26 protein-coding genes and 1 pseudogene are annotated in these 26,669 nt (G+C 59.4%); 7 read left to right on the top strand and 20 right to left on the bottom strand.

Annotated features, from left to right (window positions below):
- Positions 1-235: 235 nt before the first annotated feature.
- The 6 genes and pseudogenes from L9B60_RS29980 to L9B60_RS29955 form a co-directional block, all read right to left on the bottom strand.
- Positions 236-1,218 (bottom strand): annotated as a pseudogene (locus L9B60_RS29980) (aldehyde dehydrogenase family protein).
- 56 nt (positions 1,219-1,274) lie between these two features.
- Complete coding sequence (locus L9B60_RS29975; RefSeq protein ID WP_438866037.1) at positions 1,275-1,463, bottom strand: heme-dependent oxidative N-demethylase subunit alpha family protein; 189 nt, start codon at positions 1,461-1,463, stop codon at positions 1,275-1,277.
- Between the two features lie 53 nt (positions 1,464-1,516).
- On the bottom strand, positions 1,517-2,800 hold the full coding sequence (locus L9B60_RS29970; protein ID WP_249674795.1) for a porin: 1,284 nt from the start codon (positions 2,798-2,800) through the stop codon (positions 1,517-1,519).
- Positions 2,801-3,173: 373 nt separating this feature from the next.
- Entirely contained in the window at positions 3,174-3,578 is a 405-nt protein-coding gene (locus tag L9B60_RS29965) for a hypothetical protein (protein WP_249674793.1), read from the bottom strand.
- The gene (locus L9B60_RS29960) at positions 3,571-4,689 is read right to left on the bottom strand and encodes an alpha/beta hydrolase family protein (protein ID WP_249674792.1); all 1,119 of its coding nucleotides are present in this window, start codon (positions 4,687-4,689) and stop codon (positions 3,571-3,573) included. Before L9B60_RS29960 ends, L9B60_RS29965 begins: the two co-directional genes overlap by 8 nt.
- Before the next feature lie 28 nt (positions 4,690-4,717).
- Positions 4,718-6,148 carry an APC family permease gene (locus L9B60_RS29955; RefSeq protein WP_249674791.1) on the bottom strand — a complete coding sequence of 477 codons (1,431 nt, stop codon included), beginning with the start codon at positions 6,146-6,148 and terminating at the stop codon, positions 4,718-4,720.
- 101 nt (positions 6,149-6,249) lie between these two features.
- On the opposite strand from L9B60_RS29955, the gene L9B60_RS29950 reads away from it, so the two are divergent.
- The gene (locus L9B60_RS29950) at positions 6,250-7,284 is read left to right on the top strand and encodes a LacI family DNA-binding transcriptional regulator (RefSeq protein ID WP_249674790.1); all 1,035 of its coding nucleotides are present in this window, start codon (positions 6,250-6,252) and stop codon (positions 7,282-7,284) included.
- 141 nt (positions 7,285-7,425) lie between these two features.
- Here the strand turns inward: L9B60_RS29950 and L9B60_RS29945 are convergent, their stop codons facing one another.
- The 5 genes from L9B60_RS29945 to L9B60_RS29930 form a co-directional block, all read right to left on the bottom strand.
- Complete coding sequence (locus tag L9B60_RS29945; RefSeq protein ID WP_249674789.1) at positions 7,426-8,286, bottom strand: DUF1254 domain-containing protein; 861 nt, start codon at positions 8,284-8,286, stop codon at positions 7,426-7,428.
- The gene (locus L9B60_RS29940; RefSeq protein WP_249674788.1) at positions 8,274-8,480 is read right to left on the bottom strand and encodes a DUF1254 domain-containing protein; all 207 of its coding nucleotides are present in this window, start codon (positions 8,478-8,480) and stop codon (positions 8,274-8,276) included. Before L9B60_RS29940 ends, L9B60_RS29945 begins: the two co-directional genes overlap by 13 nt.
- Positions 8,481-8,496: 16 nt before the next feature.
- Positions 8,497-8,574 carry a DUF1254 domain-containing protein gene (locus tag L9B60_RS30555; RefSeq protein ID WP_438866164.1) on the bottom strand — a complete coding sequence of 26 codons (78 nt, stop codon included), beginning with the start codon at positions 8,572-8,574 and terminating at the stop codon, positions 8,497-8,499.
- 388 nt (positions 8,575-8,962) lie between these two features.
- A complete protein-coding gene (locus tag L9B60_RS29935; protein ID WP_249674787.1) occupies positions 8,963-10,417 on the bottom strand; it encodes a DUF1254 domain-containing protein in 1,455 nt (484 codons plus the stop codon).
- 162 nt (positions 10,418-10,579) lie between these two features.
- On the bottom strand, positions 10,580-11,365 hold the full coding sequence (locus L9B60_RS29930; protein WP_249674786.1) for a LuxR C-terminal-related transcriptional regulator: 786 nt from the start codon (positions 11,363-11,365) through the stop codon (positions 10,580-10,582).
- A gap of 132 nt (positions 11,366-11,497) precedes the next feature.
- Between L9B60_RS29930 and L9B60_RS29925 the strand changes: the two genes are divergently transcribed.
- From L9B60_RS29925 to L9B60_RS29915, 3 genes are all read left to right on the top strand, one after another.
- Positions 11,498-12,361, top strand: a complete 864-nt coding sequence (locus L9B60_RS29925) for a carbon-nitrogen hydrolase family protein (RefSeq protein ID WP_249674785.1) — start codon at positions 11,498-11,500, stop codon at positions 12,359-12,361.
- Between the two features lie 91 nt (positions 12,362-12,452).
- Complete coding sequence (locus L9B60_RS29920; protein ID WP_249680226.1) at positions 12,453-13,562, top strand: polyamine ABC transporter substrate-binding protein; 1,110 nt, start codon at positions 12,453-12,455, stop codon at positions 13,560-13,562.
- Between the two features lie 76 nt (positions 13,563-13,638).
- Complete coding sequence (locus tag L9B60_RS29915; RefSeq protein ID WP_249680224.1) at positions 13,639-14,760, top strand: DmpA family aminopeptidase; 1,122 nt, start codon at positions 13,639-13,641, stop codon at positions 14,758-14,760.
- 149 nt (positions 14,761-14,909) lie between these two features.
- Here L9B60_RS29915 and L9B60_RS29910 read toward each other — a convergent pair whose 3' ends face one another.
- From L9B60_RS29910 to L9B60_RS29895, 4 genes are all read right to left on the bottom strand, one after another.
- Positions 14,910-15,302, bottom strand: a complete 393-nt coding sequence (locus L9B60_RS29910) for a hypothetical protein (RefSeq protein WP_249680222.1) — start codon at positions 15,300-15,302, stop codon at positions 14,910-14,912.
- A 1,025-nt stretch (positions 15,303-16,327) separates the two neighbouring features.
- Positions 16,328-16,585, bottom strand: a complete 258-nt coding sequence (locus tag L9B60_RS29905) for a DUF3077 domain-containing protein (protein WP_249674784.1) — start codon at positions 16,583-16,585, stop codon at positions 16,328-16,330.
- Positions 16,578-16,739, bottom strand: coding sequence for a hypothetical protein (locus tag L9B60_RS29900; RefSeq protein WP_249674782.1), 162 nt, complete (start codon positions 16,737-16,739; stop codon positions 16,578-16,580). Before L9B60_RS29900 ends, L9B60_RS29905 begins: the two co-directional genes overlap by 8 nt.
- A gap of 526 nt (positions 16,740-17,265) precedes the next feature.
- Entirely contained in the window at positions 17,266-18,651 is a 1,386-nt protein-coding gene (locus L9B60_RS29895) for an MFS transporter (protein ID WP_249674781.1), read from the bottom strand.
- Positions 18,652-18,745: 94 nt separating this feature from the next.
- Here L9B60_RS29895 and L9B60_RS29890 point away from each other — a divergent pair, with 94 nt between their 5' ends.
- The gene (locus L9B60_RS29890) at positions 18,746-19,612 is read left to right on the top strand and encodes a LysR family transcriptional regulator (RefSeq protein WP_249674780.1); all 867 of its coding nucleotides are present in this window, start codon (positions 18,746-18,748) and stop codon (positions 19,610-19,612) included.
- Here the strand turns inward: L9B60_RS29890 and L9B60_RS29885 are convergent.
- The 3 genes from L9B60_RS29885 to L9B60_RS29875 are packed head-to-tail and all read right to left on the bottom strand — an operon-like array spanning position 19,576 to position 22,660.
- Positions 19,576-20,448, bottom strand: coding sequence for an ABC transporter ATP-binding protein (locus L9B60_RS29885; RefSeq protein WP_249674779.1), 873 nt, complete (start codon positions 20,446-20,448; stop codon positions 19,576-19,578). The genes L9B60_RS29890 and L9B60_RS29885 overlap by 37 nt on opposite strands.
- Entirely contained in the window at positions 20,445-21,515 is a 1,071-nt protein-coding gene (locus L9B60_RS29880; protein WP_249674778.1) for a FecCD family ABC transporter permease, read from the bottom strand. The genes L9B60_RS29885 and L9B60_RS29880 overlap by 4 nt, the downstream gene beginning before the upstream one ends.
- Positions 21,512-22,660 (bottom strand): ABC transporter substrate-binding protein, encoded by a 1,149-nt coding sequence (locus tag L9B60_RS29875; protein WP_249674777.1) that lies wholly within the window; start codon positions 22,658-22,660, stop codon positions 21,512-21,514. The genes L9B60_RS29880 and L9B60_RS29875 overlap by 4 nt, the downstream gene beginning before the upstream one ends.
- A gap of 246 nt (positions 22,661-22,906) precedes the next feature.
- On the opposite strand from L9B60_RS29875, the gene L9B60_RS29870 reads away from it, so the two are divergent.
- Both L9B60_RS29870 and L9B60_RS29865 read left to right on the top strand, forming a co-directional pair.
- Positions 22,907-23,104: a hypothetical protein gene (locus tag L9B60_RS29870; protein ID WP_249674776.1), complete on the top strand. Its 198-nt coding sequence runs from the start codon at positions 22,907-22,909 to the stop codon at positions 23,102-23,104.
- 179 nt (positions 23,105-23,283) lie between these two features.
- The gene (locus L9B60_RS29865; protein ID WP_249674774.1) at positions 23,284-25,143 is read left to right on the top strand and encodes an ABC transporter ATP-binding protein; all 1,860 of its coding nucleotides are present in this window, start codon (positions 23,284-23,286) and stop codon (positions 25,141-25,143) included.
- 19 nt (positions 25,144-25,162) lie between these two features.
- On the opposite strand, the gene L9B60_RS29860 is transcribed toward L9B60_RS29865, so the two are convergent.
- Both L9B60_RS29860 and L9B60_RS29855 read right to left on the bottom strand, forming a co-directional pair.
- Positions 25,163-25,429: a hypothetical protein gene (locus L9B60_RS29860; RefSeq protein ID WP_249674773.1), complete on the bottom strand. Its 267-nt coding sequence runs from the start codon at positions 25,427-25,429 to the stop codon at positions 25,163-25,165.
- Positions 25,430-25,513: 84 nt separating this feature from the next.
- Entirely contained in the window at positions 25,514-26,617 is a 1,104-nt protein-coding gene (locus tag L9B60_RS29855) for a DUF2817 domain-containing protein (protein ID WP_249674772.1), read from the bottom strand.
- Positions 26,618-26,669 lie beyond the last annotated feature (52 nt).

Here is a 26,669-nt window from a genome sequence, read left to right as displayed (position 1 = left end):
TGCGACACCGGCCAAGGTCTTCGGGGTTGGATTTGCCCAAAGCATTGCTGGGACTGTAATCACCGACTTCCAGCCTTGGCTCAGGCCGCTCAATAGCCAGCCCCGTGGCTTCCAATGTTACGGGGCCAGCCCATGGTTACTCAGAGGGATGAGCGTACCCGCTGCCACTCCTTCCAGCACTCTTCCGGGACGATGTCTCTATAACCCCGATCTTTCTCCAACGCAAAGGCGGCACTCAAAGGCACTGCTGTCGCGGTTGCGTTGTCTCGGATCTCAAGCACCTCATCCTCGCTGAGCAGTGTGCCTTTGCGATCCTCCTACGGACCGCCGCGCCGAGCTTCTCGACGAATTTCTCATATATGCCTTTCTGCGCATAAATGCGGCAGGCTGCGGTGCAGTCCTGGCCGGCGTTGTAGAAACCAAAGGTGCGAATACCTTCCACGGCGTCATTGAAGATGATCACCGGGGCCTTGCCGCCCAGTTCCATGTGCATGCGTTTTACGCTATCAGCGGTGCTGGAAGTGATGTTCGCGCCGGTGGCAATGGAACCGGTCAATGACACCATGCGCACTTTCGGATGCGTGACCAGCGGGCTACCCACGGTAGGACCACGGCCGAAGACGAGGTTGAGTACGCCGGCCGGGAAGATTTCCGACGCCAGTTCCGCCAAACGCAACGCGGTCAGCGGGGTTTGTTCCGACGGCTTTAGCACCACGGTGTTACCGGCGGCGAGAGCAGGCGCGATTTTCCAGGCGACCATCATCAGTGGGTAGTTCCACGGCGCAATGGAGGCGATCACGCCCACCGGGTCGCGGCGGATCATCGAGGTGCGGCCCGGCAGATATTCGCCGCCGGCCGAACCGCTTATGCAACGGCTGGCGCCGGCGAAGAAACGGAATACGTCGGCAATCGCCGGGATCTCGTCGTTCAGTGCGGCGCTATAGGGTTTGCCGCAATTGTCCGACTCAAGTTTGGCCAGCTCTTCGCCATGGGCTTCGATGGCGTCAGCGAGTTTGAGCAGCAGCAGCGAGCGTTCTTCGGCGGGGTTTGCGACCAGCTGTCGAAGGCGGCATCGGCGGCGCGCACGGCAGTATCGACCTGAGCTTCGCTGGCTTCGTTGATCTCCACCAGCACACGGCCCAGCGCCGGGTTGAACACCTGTTGGGCGGGGCCTTCGCCGTCGACCAGTTGGCCGTTAATCAGTAATTTGGTTTGCATTTTCATGTCCTCGTTGGAACTCCTGCGGCAGCTTCTACAGGGATAGTTGTTGTCAGTCATGGATCTATTTCCCGCCGCTGCTCGCGACGCTTCCATCGCCCCAGGTCAGGTTTTAAGTGCTTAGTCCAGGCCGGGTTGGGGACGATGTCTTCGAGGCTGAGCAGATAAGCGCGAATCGTAAAGGCGATGGCGTTACTGCTTGGCAGGCGATATAGCGGCTGCAACTCGATACGCAGGTAGACCAACTTGCCGGTGTTTACCGCGTAGTCTTAGGTAGACCACGCGGTAAGCAGAGGCTTTAAAAGGTGAGCGTGGTGATCAGTCCGGCGAACGTTTGCACATCATCCGTTCCATACATGGCCTCTGCGCCTTGGTGAGGCTTCCAGAACCCCAATACCGGCATTACCACCAGGTTGGCGGTGGGGAAAGTTTGCAGATACAGATCCAGTTCATCGGCGATGTGTTCTGAATCACGCTCTGAGTCGAAACGGTAGGCCATGGCACTGAATGCCACTTTTTCACTCAATACAACCCGGCCGGTCAAACGCTGGGCGCGAACGTTGCTGTTGAACGGGCCGGCGAAGGTCCCGGCGATTTCGCCTTGAACCCAGGCCATGTCGGTTGTCGAAGGGCCATAGAACAGCGGATCGAATGTCTCGGATTTGCGGCTGTCGGGGTCGTCTCCGGAAAAGCGCGAGTAGCGGTAACTCACACTGGGCGTTAGTGGCACAGCATTCCATTGATAACCAGCGCCGAAATACCAGGCGTTGGCGTCGACGTCGTTGGACTGTTCACTGGCATAACCCCCTTCGACTGACAACGCTTCAATACCCAGGTTGGTTTTGCCTCGCAAGTTGTAGACGTTCAGGTCCTTGCGTAGGGCAAAGAAGCCTCCGGCTCGCTTTAAATCGACGTTATCCACCTTGATGTAAGCCGCACCGACGGAGTTACCCGGGCTAACGGTGTATTCAGCGTTGACCCCATTGAGGATGGGCGCACCTTGACCGTCATTGTTTGATTCCAGGTGAAAGGCTTCAATCAACACATGATCGTCGGGGCGGACGCGAGCAATGGCGGTCTGGCTGAATGAAGTCGGTTGCGCCAGGTAATACATCCCGCCCCGGCTCATCCCGCCACCAATCTTGTCGCCATAGGCAAGTCGATCACCGGCAATCAGGAATGAATCGCCCATGGTGTAGCTTTGGCGCCCTGCAGAGAGGTCCAGCCAGTCGTTTTTCCAGCCTGCAAACGCGTTGTCGGTAACGGTGTTCGACTCATGTCCGTTGCTAGTGCCTGCGGCATCGCCGTCGCCGAATACCTTCGACGTAATGACACTCACCGTAGCGTAAGCGGTGCCACCCAATACTGGCGTTGTACCGCTCAAACCACCGCGAATATAACCTTCCATCCATTTAACGTTTTGGTCGGTATGCGCACCATAATCGAAGGAGCTATACAGCGGTGCAACAGTGAGTTCCAGATTAAGATTCAGGCTGCCATTTTCGCCGTTGTAAAGCTCGTGCGCGTTGGCTGAACAGTTAACCAGCGTGCAACATGCCAGCCATTTTAAGTAGTTGTTCATGGTTTAGCTTTTCTCGGAATGCACGAAGCCGCTCCCCTGAAACTGGAGAGGCGTGGGTAACAAAAGGGAATCGGTTATTGTCTACAGCAATAAACGCTTAATTGAGCGGGAGCTATAAATGAATCGTTGATGTGCTAGTAGGCCGGTCCTGCCCTGATGATTTCCATGGAGGTAAATGAATCCAGAAACAAATAAGACGTCATGGCTCGCACCTTTGTTGTTTTTATAATTAGTTTGCTTTTTAACTATGTTGCGGCTATCCATAAGGCACACCTGCGCCAGGCGCAGGCGTACATATGCCCTAAACAAGGATCTGTTTGGTGGCGTTGTTATGACACTAAACAATGTGTCGGGCTGTTGATATTTAATCTGGTTATGCGTGGGCTGTGTCGCTAATCACCGCAACAACCCACCAACTGCTGTCCAGTCGAACTAACGAAAAGATGTCAATGGCAGAGGCTGCCTCGGCATTAGCGAAGTTCATAGTGAAATATTGTTCGACCGTCGCGACCTCACCGAATATTCGAATGGTACGTTCGCCGACTGTCTCGGAGTAACCGTTTTCCTTGATGCCATTTGCAACCTGGGCCTGCATGTATTGAAGCAGATCCAGTATCGAAATTTCCGGGTCGCCGGGAAACACCCTGAGGCCCAGAATGGCAGACTCATGGAAAACCTCGCGAAACAAATCCCACCGGGGTGCACTGCCTGCCTCGAATGCCAGCGCCTCGTAGGCGGTGTCGATGACAATGCCAATTTCGGTCTGCGCGTCAGTCATGATTGCCTACCGTGCTCACGATGACATCGTGGCGGGCCATGAGATCTTCAATGTTCCCGCTCAGTAAACCGAGCGCCTGCTGATCTCCACGAAGGTGCGCATCCAAGTGTGCCAGTGTCAGACCGCGCCAGGACACGTGCGCATCGGCTCCACGACATACATCTTTTGCAGGTACCACGGTTTTCGCAACGACATCCCATTGCGCCGGGCCGTTAGGAAACAGACGGGATAAGCGCTGCGCATATTCACGAAGCCATTCCTGCCCAACGTCGATGTTGTCTACGAAGTGGTTGTGATCGGCGTTAGCGAGAATGACCATGCGCTTCCAGGCACCGACTGGAATCGAACGGAATGCGTTGAGTTGGCCGTATAGCGGTAGCAGGGCGTCTCTATCTGCAACGAGTTGCAGCGTCGGCGTTGGCCGATTCCAGGCCCAGTCGATGTCCAGTGCCGAGGAACTTGGATCGACGGTCGGCGCCATGCTGTTGGCGGGACACATCGGGACGATGGCCGCGATACGTGTATCCCACGCGGGCGCACAAAGTGCAGTCCAGCCTCCGAAACTGGCACCCACGATGCCAACGTCTTCAGTCAAGGCGTTGAGCTTTTCTGCCGCCGTCGAAATCAGAAACGGAACAATGTTCTTCCGGCTTAATGCAACTTCTTCCAGGTGGGCGTTAAGGTTGGCGGCGTTACCGAGTGGTTCCTGAGAGTTCAGGAATGCATCAACGTCCTGGAATGTACTGCTTGGAACATCTGGCGAAACCACGACATAACCATGGCTGGCAAGATGGGTGCCGATGAAGGTCGCTTCGCGTCTGAAACCCGCCCACCCATGAACCAGTAGAACCAAGGGATATCGCTCAGTTCGTGCGGTAGCGTTGCGCACTGCCGCCTGACGGCTCAATTCGACTTCATCGGTACTGTCACCGGCCGCCCAGCCAGGAACAAATTCATCCTGTGTGTTCGGGTCCAGATCCGCACCGGCGAATGCTTCGGTTGCTGGGTACCAGATCTCAACCGAAACGGTGCGATCAAGTGAAGTGTCCAGCCACTCGTCCGACTTAACCCCGACGGGGAAAACGCCTCGGGAAAACGGGTCATAGGTCATGTTACTGCTCCACATTTGTGTCTTTGATTTAGACGGGTTGGTTCTGAGTGTTCGTTTGTTTGAGCCCCTTGAATCGCACCATGCCCAGCAGCATTGCGATGACAATCGAGCCCGGAATGATCCAGTTCACCCAGCCGGTTCGGCCGGTGAAGATGTCCATTTGCAGTAGGATGGTGATTAACACGAAGCCAATGAGCAGGCTTGCGACAATGGGGGCGATGAGTCGCTGGAATACATGAGCCTCCATTCCTGAACGTCGGAAAAACGCCAGTATTGCCAGGCTTGCCAGCACCTCCAACGCAGGGATGCCGATAACGGCAGGCGCAGAGCCGAGTACATACAAATCGAGATAAGGGTCACCATTAGCGGCGATGAAGATGCATGTCACCGCCAGGGCGAGGCACGTCATGGTGATGCTGGCGACCCAGGGTGAGCCGAATCGCGGGTGCAAAAACGCCAGTTTGCGCGGGACGAGGCCATCGCTGGCCATGGCCGCGAGATAGCGGGCGGTTGCATTGTGAAAGGCAAGGACCGAGGCAAACCAACTGGCGACGACCAGAACTTCCAGTACCTTGACTGCCCAACTGCCGAGGTAAGTGTTGGCGGCGGTAAAGAAGAGGGTGGTTGATTCTGTATTGGCGACATTCATCGCGTTACTGACACCGTAGGCGCTGATAATTGCCCAGGTGACCAGCGCATATAGCCCGCCCATGAGGGCAAGGGAGCCAAAGGTCGCATTGCGGATGGTCCGCTTGCGGTCCTTCGCTTCCCGGGAATAGAGGACTGTGGCTTCGAAACCGGCGAAGGCAGAAATGGCGATGGCGAATTGCACGCCGGCATGAGAGTCGATGCCACCGAATGGCGAAACAGGTATCAGCGAGAGACCTTCAGGCCCGCCTTTCAGAAGGATCGCCAGCGACAGCACCACCAAAATGGCGACTTCCAGCGTGATGACCACGCCCAGCACGCGCGCATTGACTGCAACGCTGCGAGTACCCAGCACACCAATCAGCAGCGTCATACCCAATGCCCAGAAGTACCACGGCATGCTGAAGCCCAGCAGGTCCAGAGCCGTTGCATCTAGAAACACTGCAAAGGCACCGCCACCGCCAATTGCCGCGCAGGCATACACCAGTAGTGCCACGTATGAAGCACCGGCGCCGGCCATAGGCCCCAGGCCCTCCGAAACGAAACCGTACAAACCGCCCACTCGGCTCAGACGAGCCGCCATCGCGATGTAGCCGACTGCAAAAATTGCCAGAACCAGGGCCGCGAGCAGGAAAACCACTGCACCGCCCGCGACACCGCCTCGCCCCACCAGCAAGGGGATCGCCCCTAGGGAAAACCCCAAGGGCGCCGCTGCGGCAATGACGAAAAACATCAGTTGCCAAGCACCGACCCGGTGCGCCAAAGTCCCTGCCGAACCGCCATTCACGGGCCGTGATTCAGAATTGGGCATGTGTACCCCTCGCTTATTATTGTTGTTGCCAAAACGTTTTGGCGACAATAGAGTTGGCTGACTTGCCTTGCGTTGTCAACAAGATTTACAACGGAGTTTCGATGAGCAAAACACCACGCCCCAACATCGGGGACGTTGCCCGAGAAGCGGGTGTTTCCAATACGACGGTGTCCCACGCGCTCAATGGCAAAGGGCGTGTTGACGAGGAGACGCGGACACGGATCGCTGAGGCTGCACAGCGAATCGGTTATGTACCCAGTCGCGCGGCACGCAGTTTGGTGCTGGGCAAATCGGATGCCATTGGCTTGTTTCTTCCCCAAGTAGCCAATTTGTCTCTGCACGAATTGCTGTCTTCGGACTGGTATGGGCGAATCGTGGCGGGTGCTAGCCAGGCTGCTTTCGAGTCAGGGCGGGTACTGACGCTGCTACACATGACATGCGCAGCGGAAGAGGCGGCGCGCTTGGGGCTGGATGGAGTGATTCTGCTCGATCCCGTTCAGGACGATCCTCGCAAGCACGTCCTGCTCAAGAATCGCTTGCCGCATGTCCTTCTGGGCCGGGATACCCAAAGCAGCACCAGTTGCACGGTCTGCCCCGATACCCATCGCGCCATGGTCACGCTGCTTGAACATTTGCTTGAGGCCGGAGCGACCTCTATTGCCTTGCTGACGCACGATTTGCCCTGGGATTTGCTGGACGAAGAACAGCAAACCTATGTGGACTGGATGCGAGCACACGACATGCCAGCGGTGTCCCATACCGTGCCGATCAGTGAATCGCGCACTCGTGAGGAGATTTATCAGTCGGCCTATAAGGTAGCCTGCGCAGTGCTTTCAGCGCCCAATCGGCCTCGGGCGATCATAGGGTTAGTCGAGGACTTTGGCCCTGCCATCGTTGCGGCGGCAGAGTCTTTGGGCCTGCGCGTGCCTGACGATCTGCTGGTCGCTCAGGACTCTGATGGGCTGAGAGCGCAGTTGAGCAGGCCACCCATTACAGCTATCGATATGCACCCTGAGCAGCAAGTTGCGGCCGCTGTCGCGCTGCTGATCGAACAAATCCAGGGCCACTCCGTAGTTATGGAAACAAGAGCCCCGATCACCTTGAACGTCAGAGGGTCGACAGTGACCCGCTCGTGAGGGAAAGTAAGTCAACGAGCGTGACCATAATCGGTCACGTTCACATTGATCCTGAGATCGGCCCCATTGGATTTGGCACAGCCGACCCATAGTGGACTTCCGTAGTGACCTGTGCACAAGGTCACTATGGTGGTGGAGCTTTCACTTTGCCTGCACGATGCCCGGTGGCGACCATGTTCCGGAACCAGCTGGAAGAATGGAGGGCGCCTGCGTTTTCGGCCAGTAGAGGCGCATAACGAGATAGATGGGGCCGTTGAGGGCTGGCAACCAGTTTGCTTCTTTCGCCTTGCCTGGGGAATCCTTCTGGATATAGAGGGTGAGTGATCCATCGGCATTCTTTTTCATGCTGGGCAACATTGGCGAATTGATGAGGTAGCGGTTGATCGAGTTCTGGATCAACAGCTGCCTCTTGCCGTGGTACATCGTGACTGACCAGAAAGCGTTTACTGGCGGTAGTTTGCCGGCTGGAAAGGTCAGCGTGTAATTGTGCTTACTTCCATCGAGAAGCTCACCTTTTGCGTCGTTGCTGGCAATGGGGTACACATCTTCGACAGCATCATTGCCATAGATACCAGCCTTCGCAGCGGTGGCACGCATCAGCCAATTGCCGTTGTAAAAGTTCTCGTCTCCAAAAACAGAGCCGACCTTCCATCCATTGACTTGCTTGACCCTTGATGCGAGAAACTTTTCGATTTTCTCCTCACCGTCCTTCATGCCGAGCAAAACGGCCGCTTTGTGTTCCTCGGAAAGATCTTTGAACTCAAAGGTCTTTCCGGGCCCGATTCCGATGCTGGCGAGTCTGGCGCGCAGGTTTTTATCCAGTGGGGTTTCTGGCACGAATTGAAGCGCGGCATCCAGATACTCGTAGAAGTTATCTTTGATTCCCTGGGAGGTGGCCGGGGGGAAATCAGTATTGGGTATGGCGGCTAGAGCCGGTTGTTTAAGGAATGCCGAGAGTGTCTGCGCTTTGTACCCTGACTGAACCTTCATTACGTTCGGCATGTCCGCTGCGTTGAACAGTTGAGTCCGAAAACAGTGAGCGCGAAGGGCGTGGTCGAGTGAAAGACTTTTTTGATTCCGTCAGGTGGCGAACCTTTCCAATCAGGGCCAACTACCAAATAGTCGCCAGGTTCCGTTCCAGTGGCGCGACTGCCAATGTAGCGGTAGTTATAAGTGTTGCCATCGATAAACTGCACCGAGTATTAACGTTTTTTACGACTGCCGGTACGGAATGACGATGGGCTCAGAGCGCAGATCCAGCCAGAGCATGGAATATGGCGTATCGTTGATGACTCCGTAAGGAATGTCAGGTGTCGGTTTATTGCAACCAAACGCACCGAAACAGCTAAGGCCGTTCTTCGTATCCGATCACTGTTCGAGACGAAAAGTAGTCATTCGTGACTGACTGCTCCTGGCCGATTGTGTTGAAAAAGTCGGCCTGCGTTTTTATGGCAGAAACGTGCGCGTCGGAGGTTGAAATCCAGAATCTTCGCAGAGGCTTTAGGTCCAGATTTAACGTAGCAGCGTGCTAAAAAGGCGCTTTCGCCGATCAGTCTTCTGACCGTTTGAGAAAACCGACTTTTCAACAGAATCGACCCTTAGCTGACATTCGAGTGCATAAGTCCAGTGAGTATGCCTGGCTGATAGAGAAGAGCGCCTATGCGGCGCTCGCTGGCTCTCAGTTAGCCTTCGCAACAGGGGGGGGTGTCCATTGGCCGTTCAGCGCCGCTGGCTCTGGCCAGTACGCACGGATATACAGCGAGAAATCTGCGCCTTTGGGGGCCGGCAACCAATTGCTTTCCTTGTCCTTGCCCGGCGATTCGTTTTGCACGTAAATCGTCAGTGAGCCGTCAGCGTTGGACTTCAAACTCTTATTTTTGGTGCCGATGGAGTAACGGGCCAGATCGTTGGGGGAGAAGAAGTGCTGCTCGTTATACAACGTCAACGACCAGAACCCTTTGACCGGCGGCAATTGACCTTTGGGGAAGGTGACGCTGTAGCCGTTCTGCCCATTCAGACGAGTGCCGGATGCATCCAGGTCTTGGTAAAAGTACTTGGTCTCTTTTTGCTGGTTGACGAAGATATTCGAGCGCGCAACCGCAGTTCGGGTGAAATAGTCGGTACCAAAAGCCGCGCCATTGCTAACGGTGCTCCAGTGGTGGGGCAGTTGCAGGCCGTAGTTGCGGAACTGCAACAGTGGGTCGACGACTTCGCTGTCGGCCTTTTTGGCTTCATCGATCATCGCGGCCTTCAGCTGCGGATCAGCTTTGGCGATAGCAGCGAGAGCGGCCATTTGCGCGTAGCGGGCCTCTTCGCCTGGCAGCGGTTTGGCGTCTTTGAGCAGTGCTGGCAACTCGTCGAAGAACTTCTCTGGCACGACCCATTTGGTTTCGCTACTGCCTGATTCCTGCGATGGAAATTTCGGCAGCTGCGACCAGTCCCGGCGTTTGACCTTGCCGTCGTACTTGGACAGCGGGTACATATCAATCCCGGCCAGTGTCGGCTGCACGGCCTTGCGATCACCTGCCGTATCGTCCTGGAATACTCGGGGAATCACAAAGCCGGTGTTGGTGTGCGCACGGAACACCTTGGTGATGCCGGCGGGTACCTTGCCTTTCCAGTCAGGGCCTACTAGCAGGTAGAAGCCAGGTTTTGTTCCGTACATCTTGCCGAGTTCGGCAAAGCTGTCAGAGCGCAGGTCGACAACCTGATAAACCCAGAAACGGTTTCCAAAGTCTGGCACTTGAATAATTACCGGCTCCAGATCCAGGGCAATGCTACCGGCGCCGTAAACCACGTCCTGATTTGGACAAGCCACTAGACGCTCGGCAGGATCGATATAGTCACTGAGCAATGACAGGTGGTTGATTGGCGCCACCGGCACGATTCCGCCCATCAGACCGGGTTCTGGCAGGTCTTTAAAGGTCTGGCGGCGGTTGAAAATGTTGGCCATCGGCCAACCCCAAAAGTACGCCTCCCGCGCCATCATCCGAACGTAGGACTCAGTCACCTTGGTGTCGGCAATCGGCCCCGGAGGTGCCATATCGGCCGCAAAACTCTGGGTTGTCAGCAAACATGCGGCAACGAGGGTGCTGAGCGTCAGTGCGAGTAGGGGGCGACGATTTCCATTCATAGCGTGTCCTTGATTGTTTAGAGTCATGATCCGTAGGGAGCGCAGTTACGATAGCTCAACTCCAATTGAAACGTTGTGCACGTCCATTTGATGTGGCCGCTTTTGGCCGATTGCGGCCTGTCGCAAAGTGCAACAATAGCCCCCCACCTCGAAATACCAGACTCAGCTCTGCGCGTTCAAAAACAAAGAAAACAACTCTGACTGAGATTTAATCCCAAGCTTGCTGTACATGTGCTTGCGATGGACCTTCACCGTCTCTGCGGAAATCGCCAGCTTGCGCGCGATCTCCTTGTTCGAGCAGCCGCTGAGCATCAACCGGCCGACATCCAGTTCGCGGGCAGAGAGCGGGGTGTCCAACTGTTGGTCCGTGGAGCCCAGCCAGGTCTGCCAGTTGGGCGCAGGCGAGGCGCTCTGCTCCAGTGCCTCGCGCTCGAAGGCCATGCGCTGACGCATCAAAGGGGCAACCCAGGATTGGATGAGTGTGAGCAGGGCGATCTGGTCTGCGCTGAAGGGGCGCTCACTTCCCAGCGACAGGCTGAGGGTGCGTTGCGCGTCGAGCTGGACGTTGATATGGACTTCGTCGGCGACGATATTGAGGCGGAAATAGCGTTGGTAGTAGTCGGTTTGCTCGAAGCACTCCGGCGCCACGTCGGCTAACCAAAACAAGCCATTGTGTGGCGCTTCCCGGTTGGCCAGGTAAAAGGGGTCGAGCAGGTACAGGCCTTTGAGGTAATCCTGAAACAGGGGGTCTGGCCCGCCATCCTTGCCAGGGCATTCTGCGAGCACCTGCGGGCAGCTATTGCTGAGAATCAGCGCGACCCAACTGTCCACCGGAATGTACCTGCCCAGCAGACGCACCAGGACCAGCCAGAAATTAGGACGGTCAAGTGCCTCGATCAGCCTGCCAATCGCCTGGTGCCAGGCCATGTCCTGCAATGTGATGCTCACGTTCCTACCCATATGGGGTTACCCCATCGAAGTGATTACTTTCCGTTTTATGGCTCTCCATACTTTGTTCAGCCCTGGCGGGTGCTGTTCAGTTTGGCGATTGCGACCCGAATACACGTGAAAGGATCACCGATGAAGATTGAGCTTGTACAACTAACCGGTCGCGATGGCGATACCGCTTATAACCTAGAGCGTACCTTGCAGGCCATCGCTAGCTGCGCTGCAGATACCGATCTGCTGATTTTTCCAGAGACGCAGTTGATGGGGTTTGCCAGCGCGCAACAGCTCGCTGATGTCGCCGAGCCCCTGGACGGTCCCAGTGTGCAGGCCGTACAGCGCGCCGTAAACGAACGCAATGTCTCTGTGGTGATTGGCTTGGCCGAGAACGCCGCCGGCACCTTCTACAACACCTCATTGCTGATCACCCCGCAAGGCATCGCCTTGAGTTATCGCAAGACCCACCTTTGGCCGTCGGAACGGGGCTTGTTCCAGCCTGGAGATCGCTATGCCACTGTGCTTTGGCAGGGCATCCGCGTCGGCATCCTGATTTGCTACGACATTGAGTTGCCAGAAAGTGCTCGCGCACTCGGCCAGCTTGGCGTCGAGCTGATCCTGGTCACCAACGGCAACATGGACCCGTACGGCCCTGTGCACCGTACCGCGATCATGGCCCGTGCTCAGGAAAACCAAGCATTCGCAGTGATGGTGAATCGAGTGGGCGAGGGCGATGAGGGCCTCGTTTTTGCCGGTGGGAGCGCGGCAATCGACCCCTTCGGGCGCACGCTGTTCGAAGCGGGGCGCGCAGAATGCCGTCAGGTGGTGGAGCTGGATCTCGACCTGCTGCGCACCGCCCGCCAGGAATACGACTACCTCAATGACCGCCGCCTGCTGCTGGCCGGCGAGCGGGTCGAGCACCCGGATGGCCGACGTGAACTGCTGATCCCCTTGGTCGGGGGCGAGGGGGCTGACCACGCCAAGGCGGTTGCCCCGTCTTAACGCCGATCTGCCTTGCCATAACCATAATTCATTACTGGCCGTCGCCGTGCTCGTGTCCCTGGGCCCGGTGCCAACGCGTTGGAGCACCCCCATGAAACCCACTCGTTACCTGCAAATCGCACTGGTCTCGCTGTTCAGTGTCGGCCTGGCCTGCGCCGAGGCTGATGAAGCCGCCAAGCGCAGTCTTCATGTCTACAATTGGTATGACTACATCGCCCCGAACACCATTAAAGACTTCGAGAAAGAAGCGGGTATCAGCGCGGTGTACGACGTGTTCGACAACAGTGACGTGATGCAAAGCAAGTTGATGGCCGGCCGCAGCGGCTATGACGTAGTGGTGGCCAGTGGTGACCTGCTGCCGAACCTGATCAAAGCGGGCGTGCTGAAAAAACTGGATCGCAGCCAGTTACCCAACTGGTCCCACCTGGATCCCGATCTCCTCGCCAAGTTACAAGGCAACGACCCCGCAAACAGCTATGCGGCCCCCTATCTATGGGGCACCACTGGCATCGGCTATGACGCGGACAAGGTTAAATCGATACTGGGCCCAGATGCCCCAGTCAACTCCTGGGACTTGATTTTCAAGGAGGAAAATGTGGCCAAACTGAGCCAATGCGGCGTGGCCATGCTGGACGCGCCTAACGAGGTTATTCCCATTGTGTTGCACTACCTGGGGCTGCCCTACAACAGTCAGAATCCGGACGACTACAAAAAAGCCCAGGCACTCCTGCTCAAACTGCGTCCGCATATCGCCTACTTCGATTCTTCCAAGTTCATCTCTGACCTGGCCAATGGCAACATTTGCGTCGTGCTGGGATGGGCGGGGGGTGTTGCCGATGCGCAAAAAGCGTCCGAGCTGGCTGGCAACCATCGCAACCTTGTCTACAGCATTCCGCGTGAAGGGGCTCCGGTGTGGGTGGAGAGCCTGGTACAGCTCAACGATGCGCCCAACCCTGAGCAAGCGTTGGCCTTTATCAACTATATGTTGCGCCCTGAAGTCATCGCGCAGTCATCCAACTACCTGAGCTACCCGAACGCCAACAAAGATGCCACCGCGCTGGTCGATCAGAAAATCCGCGACAACCCAGGGGTGTATCCGTCCAAGCAAGTCCTGGACACATTATTTCCGCTGGAACCACTGCCGTTGAAGGCTGAGCGCGTGCGGACCCGCACTTGGAATACGGTGAAGACCGGCGCCTGATAGGCCCGTTCTGGCGATGCCTGGCCAAGCCCCGTCATGAAACCCATCGAATAAGAGAGCACTCATGAAAGACACGATCAAGCCCCGTGCCCGCGACCTGAACATTCGGTTCGGCCAACTGCAACCTGGCGCCCTGAATGCCATTACTGATGTGCCGGGCGTACGGGTGGGCCACAGTAATGTGCGGGGGCGTACCGCCAACGGTCGGGACATTATGACCGGTGTCACGGTCATTGAACCGCGAGCCGGTTCCACCAGCCAGCATCCGTGTTTTGCCGGTGTCCACGTGTTGAACGGTAACGGCGACGCCACCGGCCTGGAGTGGATTCGCGAGGCGGGTTTGTTGACCAGCCCCATCGCGTTCACCAACACCCACAGCCTGGGCGTGGTGCGCGATGCGCTGGTGGTGCTGGACCGTGAACAACAGCCCGATGACGGCCGTCTGTACTGGAACATGCCGGTGGTGCTGGAGACCTATGACGGCCTGCTCAGCGACATCAACGGTTTTCACGTGAAGCCTGAGCATGTGGCACACGCCTTGGAAAGTGCGGTGGGTGGGCCCGTGATGGAAGGCGCGGTCGGCGGCGGCAGCGGCATGATCTGCCACGAATTCAAGGGCGGCATCGGCACCGCATCGCGGCGCCTGGGCAGTGCGCAGGGCGGTTGGACCGTTGGCGCCATCGTGCAGGCCAACCACGGCATCCGTAACGAACTGCGCGTGGACGGCTACCCGGTCGGGCGCTACATGGAACAGGCCGACTCGCCATTCCTCAAGGCTTCGTTGCCGCACCCAGGCATGGGTTCGATAGTCGTTTGCCTGGCCACCGACGCGCCGTTGCTGCCGCACCAATGTACGCGCCTGGCGCAACGTGCAAGCCTGGGCCTGGCCCGCACCGGTGGCGGTAACGAAGACCACAGTGGTGACATCTTCATCGCCTTCGCCACCGGCAATCATGTGCCGCCGGCCGCTTATGAGTGCAAGCGTGCGTCCACCACCGACAACCTGAGCATGGTCAACAATGACCACATCAGCGAGTTGTTCCTGGCTGCCACCGAAGCGGTGGAAGAAGCAATCATCAATGCCTTGCTAGCCAGCGACACCGCCGAAGGCAATGGCCATGCGGTGCCGGGGCTGGACGCTGAGACGCTGCTCGACGCGCTGCATCAGGCCGGCTGGCCGGGCGCGGCAAAAGGTTGACGGAACCTGCGGTATTGGGGGGGCGTGCGTGTTCTGCATTCATGCCACCTCCAATGCGGTGATGCTCATGGGCTATGACCTGGAGGGTGAACGTAAATCACGCGATGCCCGACTTGCCTGGCCTTCGCTAGAATATATTTCTACAGAGCCTAGTAGTTGTCCGCCCATCGGCACATTTTGCTCTCGCCCAACAGCACAGGTTTGCCCGGTTCCGACCCCTGCGGTAGTTGCCTGGCCACCACCGTGCAATAGGAACTTCCCGAGGCGTTAAGTTCGTAGTCCGCTCCCGGCTTGGGTACAAAGGTGAACGTGTTGTAGCAACCATCGCGGTTGTAGACAAAGGCCATGGGCTCGCCTGCCGGTATCTTGAACTCACTCGACACCGTGCCAGGTGGCTGTGCGTCATTGGGTGGCATGCCCAGGCTTTCGTTATTGCGGTCAGCGTAGCCTTTGCGCGGCGCCACCAGCACACCGGCGCCGGGCAGGCGGTAGTCGATGCAAGCGGATTTGGGGATGGCCCTGACCATGCCATCGCTGAACACTCGCAAGCGTGCTGTCTGATCACTCGCTGGCAGGCTGTAGGGCGTTGAAAAAGATCTGACATTGGTGAAGGATCCACAGCCGCTGAGTAGTACCAGCAAGCTTGCGCCGACCAACGCGTTACGAAAGGGCGAGGGTAGAGTCAAGAGGGGTGCTCCATGCGGTTTAAATCTCCAGGTAAACGGCGCCATACACCGTGGCGCCGACAGTTGCCAGTCTTGGTCCACAAATGTGGCAATAAGTGCCCCGGCGCCGTGCAATTGAAATGTCGTGGCTGCAATAAGCGCTCATGGCCTGATCGCGGCGCCTGTGGGAGCAAGCTTGCTTGCGAATGGGCCAGAAAACCCCAGCCAAACTATTTGTCTGTAGGCGCGGATTCATCCGCGAAGCCCGCGGCGCGGAATGCCTGATTCACCGTTGCCTTTCGCAAGCAAGCTTGCTCCCACATTGGCTGCAACGTGCCGCATTCTGTTGGAGGTGTTGAGCACTTTGCAATGACTGTGGAAGCAAGCTTGCTTGCGAATGGGCGCCCGAAAACCCCAGCCAAACTTATTTGTCTGTAGGCGCGGATTGGTCCGCGAAGCAAGTGATGCTGAGACCGGCCGCCCGCGCGGCCTTTCGCAAGCAAGCTTGCTCCCACATCGGCTGCAACGTGCCGCATTCTGTTGGAGGGGCGCTGAGCACTTTGCCACGACTGCGGGAGCAAGCTTGCTTGCGAATGGCCGCCAGAAACCCCCAGCCAAACTTATTTGTCTGTAGGCGCGGATTGGTCCGCGAAGCAAGTGATGCTGAGACCGGCGCCCGCGCGGCCTTTCGCAAGCAAGCTTGCTCCCACATTGGCTGCAACGTGCCGCATTCTGTTGGAGGTGGGAGCAAGCTTGCTTGCGAATAGGCGTGGGCGCGAATAGATCGAAAACCAGGGACGCCGTGCGCCCCATCGCAGCCTGCGGCAGCGGACAGCAGGTTACGTTGCCGCGTAATCGTTACGGGTACTTCGCATCTAAGTATGGCAAGGCTTTTGATCAGATCACTCGTAGCCTGCTAACAACGCATCCACCAACCCTTTAGCCCCGTCAATGTGGTGCAGTGCAGACCACACCAACCCTCGGTCAGGGTTGGGCGTGTCGCACAGTTCGAACGTTGAGGCATGGGCGCATTTGAGTAAGTGCGACAGATGGGTCAGTGCATCTTCCAGGCTGATGCCTGCGTTCACACTGAAGAAGGGTTGTTGTTCTGAATCGCAGGTGCCGAAGGGCAGCGTGGTGGTTTCTGTGATGTCATTCATGGTCAAAATCCTTATCAATAAATTCCAAATGGCGGATACGAGCGGTGGCTTTAGGATTTGGGTATTCGCCAGAACTGCCACCAACGCCTGGGCCGGCTTTACAGCGTTCGACGTTGAGCTTGGCGTGGTAAATCGCATAGCGCTGGGCCAGCACTTTGGTCCAGGTCGACGGTGAACCTGGGGGTGGCGTTCAGGGGGTGGTCGGCGGGTAGGTAGAGGGGGATTTTGGGTGGATCGGGGGTTGGTTTGACCATGATGGAGATTGCGTAGAGTTCAAGGAATTACCAACCCGTCGTGACCAAACGAATGGGTGGCAACTGTGCGAGGGTTGGTCAACCGAGCTACGGACACCTCGGCGCATCAGAAGATGCCCCGCGCACAGCTGCCATAAAACGTCATGCGAGAGCATGGCTAGGCAGTACGGAGTGTTCATAGCATCGGGTGACCAAACCCGGCCGCGGATGAGCCGTGGCGCAGGGAGAATAGTTACGGGATGGGATGAGCACAACTAAGGAAATGTAAGCGAATTATTCAATTATTGCAGGAGTTGTAGGATAAATCCTAGGACTTTTCCGAAGGTTTTGTTTCGTCACGTGTACGCGGGTGAAGGGTAGCAACGACCGTCCTAGTTCTGTTTCTTGAATGAGCACTGTTTGATATCAAGTGGGCGCCGCCGTGTATCAGGCCCTCACACCGACACCGCTCTCACCCCATCGCAACCCCACAAACCCCACCCCCGCACCTACCACCAACAACCCCACCGAAACCACCAAAGCCAACCCCAACCCCGCCATAAAACCCTCCACCGTTACCCCTCGCCCCCAAAACCCAAACACCGCCACCCCCACGATTCCGCCAACCTGGCGAGCCGCATTCAGCAGCCCAGACGCAATGCCCGCCTGGCTTCTGTCGACCGCCGCCAAGGTCGCACTGGTGATGGTCGCAATTGTCAGCGCAATCCCACCCCCCGCCAACAACATCGGCACCACCAACCAGCCATAGGCCTGTGCCGCCAACGCGGGTATCAGCAGCAGGTAGCCCAACGCACTGATCAGCAACCCAACGGTGGCCAGGGCGCGTTTGCCGATGCGGCCCATCAACTTGCCAGCCACGATGTTCATGCCCATCAGAACCCCCATCATCGGCAAGAAAGCCAAGCCCGTTTGCTCCGGTGTGAACTGTTCAATGGCCTGGAAGTACAGGCTGAACGCGAACACCATGCCGTAGAAGACCAGGTTCACCATCAGCCCGATCAGGGTTGCGCTGCTCAGCGTGGGGTTGCGGAACACGCTCAGCGGCAGCATGGGGCGGGGCGTGTGTGCTTGCAGCCAAATGAACAGGGTGCCTAGCAGCAAGCTCAGTAACGCGGTGCCCAGGGTGACGGGGCTTGTCCAGCCCACTTGGCTGGTTTGCGTCAGGGCAAAGGTGAAGCTGGCCAAGGTCAGTGCCCCGGTGATTTGCCCAGGTATGTCCAGGGCCCGATCCGGTTGTGCGGGGGAGGTGGGGGCATAGCGGTAGGTAATCCATAGACCGGCAAGGCCGATGGGTACGTTGAGGTAAAACAGGCTGCGCCACCCCAATGTGGCAATCAGCAGCCCCCCTATCACGGGGCCGGCAGCCAGGGCGATACCGCCGCCGGCGCCCCACCAACCGACCGCGCGGTTGCGCGCCGCTTCATCGGTAAAGGCCTGTTGCAGCAGCGACAGCGAGGTGGGCACCAACAGTGCCGCGCCAACACCTTGCGCCAGGCGCCAGGTAATCAGTGCCTCAAGGCTGTGGGCGGTACCGCAGCCCATCGAGGCGAACGTGAATGCGCCGAAGCCGATCATGAACACGCGCTTGGCGCCCAGCCGATCGCCCAGCGTGCCGGCCAGCAGCAGTAGCGAGGCGAACACCAGTGCGTAGGCGTTGACCACCCACTGCAAGCCGGTGACGCCGGCGCCCATGGCCAGGCGCAAGCTTTGCAGCGCGACGTTGACCACGCTGACATCCATGAGCACCACGAAAAAGCCCAGGCAGGTGGCGAACTGCACAAGCCTTGCAGAGGAGCGGGGTGGGGTTGGCATCGTTTGACCTCCTGGTTGGAGGTGACAGGGTACGGCGGTGCGATCTGTGCGAATATTCGGTAAGTCTGCACACTTGCCTGGAGAAAACGCACCGATGTTTGATTGGGAAAACCTTCGCGTGTTCTTGGCCGTGGCGCGCGCCGGCAGCTTGTCGGGCGCAGCAAGGGCGCTCAAGGTCGACCATGCCACGGTGAGCCGACGCTTGAATGCGCTGGAAGCCCAGTTGAACGTGCGCCTGGTCGACCGCCAGCCGCGCGCCTGCCACCTCACTGCCGTCGGGCTGCAGGTGCACACCCTGGCCGCCGAGATGGAGGCCAACGCCTTTGCCGTGGAGCGGCTGGTGCGCGCCGAGCAGTCGCCGGCGGCGGGGCGGGTGACGGTCAGCGCGCCGCCGGTGTTGGCCAGCAATTTCCTGGCGGGCACGCTGAGCCAGTTCTGCAAGCTGTATCCGCAGGTGCAGCTGTCGATCGCCAGCCAAGCGCAGAGTGTGTCGTTGGGCCGTCGCGAAGCCGACATCGCCGTGCGCTTGTACCGCCCGACCGAGCCTGACAGTGTCACGCGCAAGCTGGGCGACATGCCGTTCGCGCTGTACGCAAGCCAGCACTATGAACACCTGGGCACGCCAGCCGAATGGGCGTTCATCGCCTACGAACCTCAGTATGCCGACATGCCCCACCAGAAATGGCTGCTCAGTGCCGCGCAGGGCCGCAAGGTCGTGTGCGAAGTCAGCGATATCACCACCCAGCACGCGGTCGCCCGCACGGGTGTGGGTGTGGCCGGGCTACCCACCTTTATCGGTGATGCAGACCCGCTGTTGCGCAGGCTGCCCTGTGAAGGCGATGGGTTTTCCCGTGAAATCTGGTTGGTGGTGCACGCGGACCTGAGGCATTCGCCGCTGTTGCGGGCGGTGATGGGGTTTATCGTTCAGGTGATTGGCGAGCGGTTCGGTACGCTGGCATGAGTTGCGGTGCGCCCCGTCGCAGCCTGCCGCGCAGGCGCAGGCGCACTCGCCGCACCGTCCTTAAGCACCGACACCGGATAAATCGCCGTGAACGCCCCGGCATCCACCTCCAGCGCCCGGCAATCCACGCCGTACACGTGCGCAAGGTTATGCGCGGTCAGCGTGGCGCGTGTGGTACCGCTGCAATGCACCTGGCCCTGATGCAGCATCAGGGTGTCGTCGGCATAGCGGCTGGCCAAATTCATGTCATGGAAAATGGCCAGCGTGACGATGTTGTTTTCGCGGGTGTACGTGCTCACGGCGTCGAGTATTTGCAGTTGGTTGGCCAGGTCCAGCGCTGACGTCGGTTCGTCCAATAGCAACAGTTGCGGGCTACGCACCAAGGCAAGGGCCAGGCCGATCATTTGCCGTTCGCCGCCTGAGAGTTGCCCGGGCTGGCACTGGGCGAAGCGCTCCAGGCCCAACAGCTCGAGCATGTGCGTGGCTTTGCGCTGTGGGGCTTGGCCGGTAGTCCAGCTGCGTGCACTGCCGCGCTGGGCCAACAGCAGCAATTCGTACACCGACAGCCGTACGTCCAGGTGCCCCATGTCTTGGGCCACGTAGCCGATCAGTTGCGCGCGGGTGCTTTGGGGCGTGCCCAGCAACTGCGTGCCATTGAGCGTGGCCGAGCCTTGTGCCGGCACCAGCCCGCACAGGCCTTTCATGAAGGTGGACTTGCCCGCGCCATTGGCGCCCAGCAGGGCCAGGGTGCGGCCGGGCTGGGCCTGGATGTCCAGGCCCTTGAGGATGGGCTTGCCTCGCAACGTGACTGTGTAGTCGGCGGTAGTAAAGCTCATCGGGACGTCAGCCTCCGGTCGCGCAGGATAAGGATGATGAAAAACGGCAGGCCGATCAGCGAGGTCATCATGCCGATGGGCAACACGGCGCCGGGCACGATCAACTTGCTGGCCAATGACGCCAGGGTCACGAAGATCACGCCGCAGGCGACGGTCACCGCGATGGTGAAACGTTGGTCTTCACCCACCAACAAGCGGGCGACGTGGGGTGCCACCAGGCCGACGAAGCCGATGATCCCGACCACCGAAGTCACCGCGCCCGCCAGCATGGCCGCCAGCACCAGCATCACGGTGCGGACCCGTTTGACTGGCACGCCGAACACCACGGCCTGTTCGCCGAAGCTGCGCAAGGCGGTCAACGCCCAGGCCTGCGCCAACACGATCGGCAAGGCGACGGCAGCGATCACCGCGCACAGGGTCACTTTGGTCCACGTGGCGTGCAGCAGCGAACCCATCAACCAGAAGACGATGCTTTGCAGTTGGTCGGCGCTGGCCACGTATTGGATCAGACCCAGCAGCGAGCTGAAGACGAAATGCACGGCGATACCGAGCAGCGTGATGGCTTGCAGGCCAATGCTGCCCCGGCTCATCAGCAAAATGATGCCCACCGTCAGCAAGGAAAACAGGAACGCATTGGCGGTGATGATCAGGTCGGTGCTCACGCCGGGCAACGCCTGGCTGATCGACACGTTGAAGGCCAGGGCCAACGAGGCGCCAAACCCTGCGGCCGAGGACAGGCCCAGGGTGAAGGGCTCGGCCAGGGGGTTATCCAGCACCGTCTGCATCATCAAGCCCGCCAACGACAGGCTGGTGCCGGCGAGCACGGCCATCAGCGTCATGGGCATGCGCAGCTCCCACAGGATCACGCGGGTGCTGGCATCGACGCTGTCGGGCTGCAGCAGGCCGCGGATGGCCTGGCCGAAGGTCAGCGTGCCGGAGCCGACCACAAGGTCAGCCACGAACGCGGCCACGGCACACACCACCAGGATCACCAGCAACAGGCTGCGGCGCCTGACCGTGTGCGTGTAGCGCGCTTGAAGCGCTGCCGGGGTGACTGGGGTCGTCATGGGTGGATCGCAGGGGCAGGGGCGTACAGGATCGACGGCACCGCCTTGAGGCCCGTCAGGCTGAACAACGCCTTCAGGCTTTGTGCGGTGTCCAGTTGCCAGGCGCTGTCCGGGTAGAATGACTGGCTCAGGTATTCAAGCGCCAAAATGTTCCAGGAACTGGCGTAGAACTGGTGGTAGATGCCGTAGACCCGATGGTTCTGGCTGGCCTTCAATTGAGAGAAGCCGGGGCGTTGCTGCAGCAGGCTCAGCGAATGGTCGATGGCTGCCTGTTGAACGCCCTCGCCAAAACCGAACGGCGCGGCGACCGAGGTATTGCCGGGGAATTTGGAACTGGTCATCAGGTACACGTCAGGCTGCTTGCCCAACACCGTTTCCAGGGTGACTTCCCCCGTCGCGCCCGGCAACAGGCTCGACCCCAGGTTTTGTCCGCCTGCGGCCTGCACCAGTTTGCCCCAGTACACGTCGCCATGGGTAAAGCAGCAGGTGGCAGAGCCGGCCTGGCCCGCTTTGGCTTCCACGAACACCACAGGTTTTTGTGTGTGCTGCTGCGCAATGGCCGTAACTTTCGCCAGCCGGGTCTTGTAGAAATCAAGGTAGGCCTTGGCCTCGGCTTCGCGGTTGAGCACCTTGCCCAGCAGGGCCACGGTCTGTTGGCTGTGGGTGACTGGGTCCAGGTCGCTGTCCACGAACACCACGGGAATGTGCAGCGCGGCCAGCTTTTGCTCGACCCCGGCACTGGCGAGCGACGCCCGGGCACGGGTCTGAAACACCAGCAAATCGGGGCGAGCGGCCACGATGGCTTCCAGGTTCAGGTCGCCCTCGTCACCAAACTGCATGTCGGTGGCTTGGTTGGCAGATTGGGGCCATTGCCGTTCAAACACCTGCCAGGTGTTGGGGTCGCTGCGTTTGATGATGTTGTTCCAGGCCACGATTCGCTTGAACGGGTCTTGGCGGTCGAGCACGGCCAGGGTGAACAGGTCGCGACCGTCTTGCAGCACCACGCGTTGGGGCTCGTGGTCAATCACCACTTGCCGGTTTGAAACGTCGGTCACGGTCACCGGGTAAGTGGTGGCATAGGCCATGTTTTGCCCGGCCAACAGCAGGCCGATCACAGGAAAACCAAAGCGTTTGAATAGGTGCATCAGGACATCCAAGGCAGGAGGAGGGCGAATCCAAGCGGCGCACAGCTCAGGACAGGAGGGGGAGTTTATGGAAATGAATATCATTATCCAATTAATTATTCTTTATTTTGGACACAGTGGTTCCATCGGCATTGGCGTGAAGCCCGGCCACCTGCCATTCGTCTGCTACGCGGCACTTGCCATTCACCAATGCCTCTCACGTTTAAGCGCCGACAAGCCGAGCGCTACAGTGGACGGAGAGCGAACATGCACATTGATGAAAATGCGCCGGGCAATATTTCCCAAAAGGGCGTGACCAGCCGCACCGACAGCGAAACCGGGCATGATTCAACCGGCAAGCCCCCGGCAGATTCGATACCCGAAGATAACAACGCGTCTGTCGATGAAGACATGGCGGACGTGGAGGCTGCTGATTCGGTAGCCAGTGAGCATCCCGCGCCTTGATGGTTTGGCGCTATCAAGCATGAACGCCTGGGGGCGCAAGGCTTGCCCGCGACGGTGATCTTGAGGCCGCTGTCGCAGGCACGCCTTGCTCGCATAATGGCGACCATCGTCTGATCAAAATCCTCAACGTACCCGTTAGATGGCAGAATCTGCACAACGTGAACGTTTTGGAGACCACAATGCTTCGTGTATTTGAACGAAGACTCGACCCTTTTCCACCTGACGAAGTGCCGCCGCCGCCCATGGGGCTTGCGCGTTTCCTGTGGGCCTGCACGCGCGGTGCCCGCGGTTATGTCCTGTTGCTGGCGCTGCTCGGTGGCGCGGTGTCGGTTTACGAGGCCTGGCTGTTTTCGTTCCTGGGGCAGGTGGTGGACCTGCTCTCCACCTGGCAGGCCGGTGGCGATGCGGCCGGCCGGGAAAGCCGCGTGTTGTGGGGCATGGGCCTGGTGATGCTGGCAAGCGTTGGCTTGGTGGCGTTGCGTACCATGGTGCAGCACCAGGTACTGGCGATCAATTTGCCGTTGCGGCTGCGCTGGGACTTCCATCGGCTGATGCTCAAGCAAAGCCTTTCGTTTTTTTCCGATGAGTTCTCAGGCCGGGTCACCACCAAGGTGATGCAAACGGCCCTGGCCGTACGTGACGTGCTGTTTACCCTGATCGAGATCATCCCCGGCATCGGCGTATATTTCATCGCCATCATCGCCCTGGCCGGCGGGTTTGCGTTGAAGCTGATGCTGCCGTTCCTGGCCTGGTTGGTGCTATTTGGGCTGGCCATGGTTTACTTCGTGCCCCGCTTGGGCAAGGTCGGGCAAGAGCAGGCCCATGCACGTTCGTCGATGACCGGGCGTATCTCGGATGCTTACACCAACATCACCACGGTCAAGCTGTTCTCCCACTCCAACCGCGAAGCGCACTTCGCGCGCGCGGCGATGGAAGACTTCAAGCACACCGGCTTTCGCCAGATGCGCCTGGTCAGCCAATTCGAGATCGTCAACCAGGCCTTGGTGGTTGCACTGCTGATGGCCGCTGGCGGCTACGCCCTGTGGCTATGGCACCTGGGCGAAATCGGTACCGGTGCGGTGGCGGCGATCACCGCCATGGCGCTGCGTATCAATGGCATGTCGCACTGGATCATGTGGCAGATGACCTCGCTGTTCGAAAACGTCGGCACGGTACAAGACGGCATGGCCACCCTGACCCGTGGCGCCAAGGTGCAGGATGCGCCGGATGCGGGCGTGCTGCAGACGCGCGGCGGTGCCGTCACGTTCGATAACGTGAGCTTTAACTACAATGGCGAACGCCAGGTGCTCGATGGCCTGAGCCTGAGCATCCGCCCAGGCGAAAAAATCGGCCTGGTGGGCCGCAGCGGCGCGGGCAAGTCCACGCTGATCAACCTGCTGCTGCGCTTTTACGACGTGGACAGCGGAGCGATCCGTATCGACGGGCAAGACATCGCGCAGGTCACGCAAGACAGCCTGCGCAGCGCTATCGGCATGGTCACCCAGGACACCTCGCTGCTGCACCGCTCCATCCGCGACAACATCGCCTACGGCCGCCCTGAAGCGAGCGACGCGCAAATCCGCAGTGCGGCGGCCAGCGCCCAGGCCGATGGGTTCATCAGCCAACTGAGCGACCGCCAAGGCCATACCGGCTACGACACCCTGGTGGGCGAGCGCGGTATCAAGCTGTCCGGCGGCCAGCGCCAACGCGTGGCGATCGCCCGGGTAATGCTCAAGAACGCGCCCATCCTGCTGCTGGACGAGGCTACCAGCGCGTTGGATTCAGAGGTCGAAGTGGCCATCCAGGAAAGCCTCGATGACATGATGCACGGCAAGACCGTGATCGCCATCGCCCATCGGCTGTCGACGATCGCGGCCATGGACCGGCTGATCGTGATGGATGACGGACGCATCATCGAACAGGGCACCCACGCCGAACTGCTCGCCAAAAATGGCATCTACGCGCGGCTGTGGCAGCACCAGAGCGGTGGTTTTTTGGGTGAGGACAAGGGCGTGACCGAGGCCATGGACCAAGCCTGAGCCTGAACGGCCGTGGGCGCTATTTGCACTGGGCCAACACGACCTTGCAGGTATCCGGCGTGCCCCCGGAACGGCTGGCATAGCGCGCGCAATATTCCAGGGACTTGTGGCGCGCAATGTTCTCGCTGGCGCCCCAGGCCAGGCCGCCCTCGCCGCGGGTGGGCAGCGCCTTTGCATAGCATTTGGAACTGGCCTGGCTGGAACAGCCGGCCAGCAAGGCCAGTTGCAAGGCGAGCAGGGCCGGCAAGGCCCATCGAACGTAGGGGCGCGGGGTAATGCTGGTCATTGCGGGTTCCGTGTGACGGGGGCGGCTGCATCTGGCTTTGGGCCAAACCTTGGGCCGTCATTATGCGGGCGTTCGCGGCGGTGTCTACTGCTGGCCGAAGGCCCCCAGCGCTCGCTCCCAGATTTGCCGGGTGCGCAACCACACCACTGCCTGCCAATCGCTGTCGGCAGGGTAGAACTGTTCCAGCAAACCGCGCTTGATGCGCGCGCCCGTGGCGTTCAGCGGGTCGCCGTAGAGGTGCAGCCAATGGTCATCGCGCAAGTGCTGGTGCACCTGGGGCCCGGCATAGGTGCCGCACTCGATCACGAACGGCATCAGGCGCACACCGGGCAATGCGTCGACCAGGGCCTGGGAGGTGTAGCCCGTGGAGGTGGCGGCAACGCCGGTGTCGCTCAGGGTATTGGCCCCGGTGATCAGGGTGTACAGCCACGGGCCAAACAGCGCCTGGGCGTCGGCCAGCGCTGGGTAGGGGGCTTGGGTGATGGTCATCAGCATGGGATGGCCGTACGCGCCGGCGCCAGTGTGCAGGTCGAAGGTCATGGCCTCCTGGGCGTGGCTCAGGTGCTGTTTGATGATATCGCGCAGCGTACGGTTGGACCACGACGGGCCAACGCCGCCGAAAAACAAGCCATCGGCGAACTGATACTGGCCGGCCTCAACGATCGACATCAAGCCTGGCCAGCCGTGCTCGTCGATCAGGGCGGCGAAGCGGGCGTCGGCCGCGTCGCGCTTGGGCCCTTGCAGGCTTGCACAGGTATACAGGTCATGAACCGCCGCATAGGCAGGGTTGTCGGGCAACGGTTGGGTGAAGTCCAGGTAATTGCGGTTCAGGTCGAGGTTGTCTTCGTTGACGCGGCGCATCCAGGCGGTGCCCCACGGGTTGATCAGGTGGACCATCACGATGGCGACGTCATCGGGCAACGTACGGCCGGCCAGCGATTCGAGCCAACGGCTTTGGCAGTCGGAACCGTAATAGCCCTCCACCCCATGGGTGCCGCTCAAGGCCACCAGCAGCCGCTTGGCTTGCGGATTGCCCAGTACCGCAACGTCGGTGCTCAAGGCCTCGCCAAACGGTCCGGCCAGCGGGTGTGCATAGCGCGTCAGGCTGGCGCCGGCGGCGCTGGCGGCGCTCAGGAAACGCTCACGCAGGGTGCGGTAGCTGGGGCTGGCAGGGAACGGAGTGGTCATGGGTGTGGCTCGCAAAAGGGTGCCTGCTGACTCTACAGGCATCGGCACAGGA

Source organism: Pseudomonas abieticivorans (assembly GCF_023509015.1).
GTDB classification, from domain to species: Bacteria; Pseudomonadota; Gammaproteobacteria; order Pseudomonadales; family Pseudomonadaceae; genus Aquipseudomonas; species Aquipseudomonas abieticivorans.
Note: the sequence above shows the minus strand (reverse complement) of the source record. Positions and strands in the feature narration are given on the sequence as shown.

Coding starts and splice junctions, on each gene's coding strand:
- L9B60_RS29970 (WP_249674795.1), bottom strand. CDS start 2,800: ATGAACAACTACTTAAAATGGCTGGCATGTTGCACGCTGGTTAACTGT.
- L9B60_RS29865 (WP_249674774.1), top strand. CDS start 23,284: ATGCTTCGTGTATTTGAACGAAGACTCGACCCTTTTCCACCTGACGAA.
- L9B60_RS29965 (WP_249674793.1), bottom strand. CDS start 3,578: ATGACTGACGCGCAGACCGAAATTGGCATTGTCATCGACACCGCCTAC.
- L9B60_RS29950 (WP_249674790.1), top strand. CDS start 6,250: ATGAGCAAAACACCACGCCCCAACATCGGGGACGTTGCCCGAGAAGCG.
- L9B60_RS29875 (WP_249674777.1), bottom strand. CDS start 22,660: ATGCACCTATTCAAACGCTTTGGTTTTCCTGTGATCGGCCTGCTGTTG.
- L9B60_RS29960 (WP_249674792.1), bottom strand. CDS start 4,689: ATGACCTATGACCCGTTTTCCCGAGGCGTTTTCCCCGTCGGGGTTAAG.
- L9B60_RS29855 (WP_249674772.1), bottom strand. CDS start 26,617: ATGACCACTCCGTTCCCTGCCAGCCCCAGCTACCGCACCCTGCGTGAG.
- L9B60_RS29920 (WP_249680226.1), top strand. CDS start 12,453: ATGAAACCCACTCGTTACCTGCAAATCGCACTGGTCTCGCTGTTCAGT.
- L9B60_RS29895 (WP_249674781.1), bottom strand. CDS start 18,651: ATGCCAACCCCACCCCGCTCCTCTGCAAGGCTTGTGCAGTTCGCCACC.
- L9B60_RS29860 (WP_249674773.1), bottom strand. CDS start 25,429: ATGACCAGCATTACCCCGCGCCCCTACGTTCGATGGGCCTTGCCGGCC.
- L9B60_RS29955 (WP_249674791.1), bottom strand. CDS start 6,148: ATGCCCAATTCTGAATCACGGCCCGTGAATGGCGGTTCGGCAGGGACT.
- L9B60_RS29905 (WP_249674784.1), bottom strand. CDS start 16,585: ATGAATGACATCACAGAAACCACCACGCTGCCCTTCGGCACCTGCGAT.
- L9B60_RS29935 (WP_249674787.1), bottom strand. CDS start 10,417: ATGAATGGAAATCGTCGCCCCCTACTCGCACTGACGCTCAGCACCCTC.
- L9B60_RS29925 (WP_249674785.1), top strand. CDS start 11,498: ATGAAGATTGAGCTTGTACAACTAACCGGTCGCGATGGCGATACCGCT.
- L9B60_RS29890 (WP_249674780.1), top strand. CDS start 18,746: ATGTTTGATTGGGAAAACCTTCGCGTGTTCTTGGCCGTGGCGCGCGCC.
- L9B60_RS29870 (WP_249674776.1), top strand. CDS start 22,907: ATGCACATTGATGAAAATGCGCCGGGCAATATTTCCCAAAAGGGCGTG.
- L9B60_RS29880 (WP_249674778.1), bottom strand. CDS start 21,515: ATGACGACCCCAGTCACCCCGGCAGCGCTTCAAGCGCGCTACACGCAC.
- L9B60_RS29945 (WP_249674789.1), bottom strand. CDS start 8,286: ATGCCGAACGTAATGAAGGTTCAGTCAGGGTACAAAGCGCAGACACTC.
- L9B60_RS29885 (WP_249674779.1), bottom strand. CDS start 20,448: ATGAGCTTTACTACCGCCGACTACACAGTCACGTTGCGAGGCAAGCCC.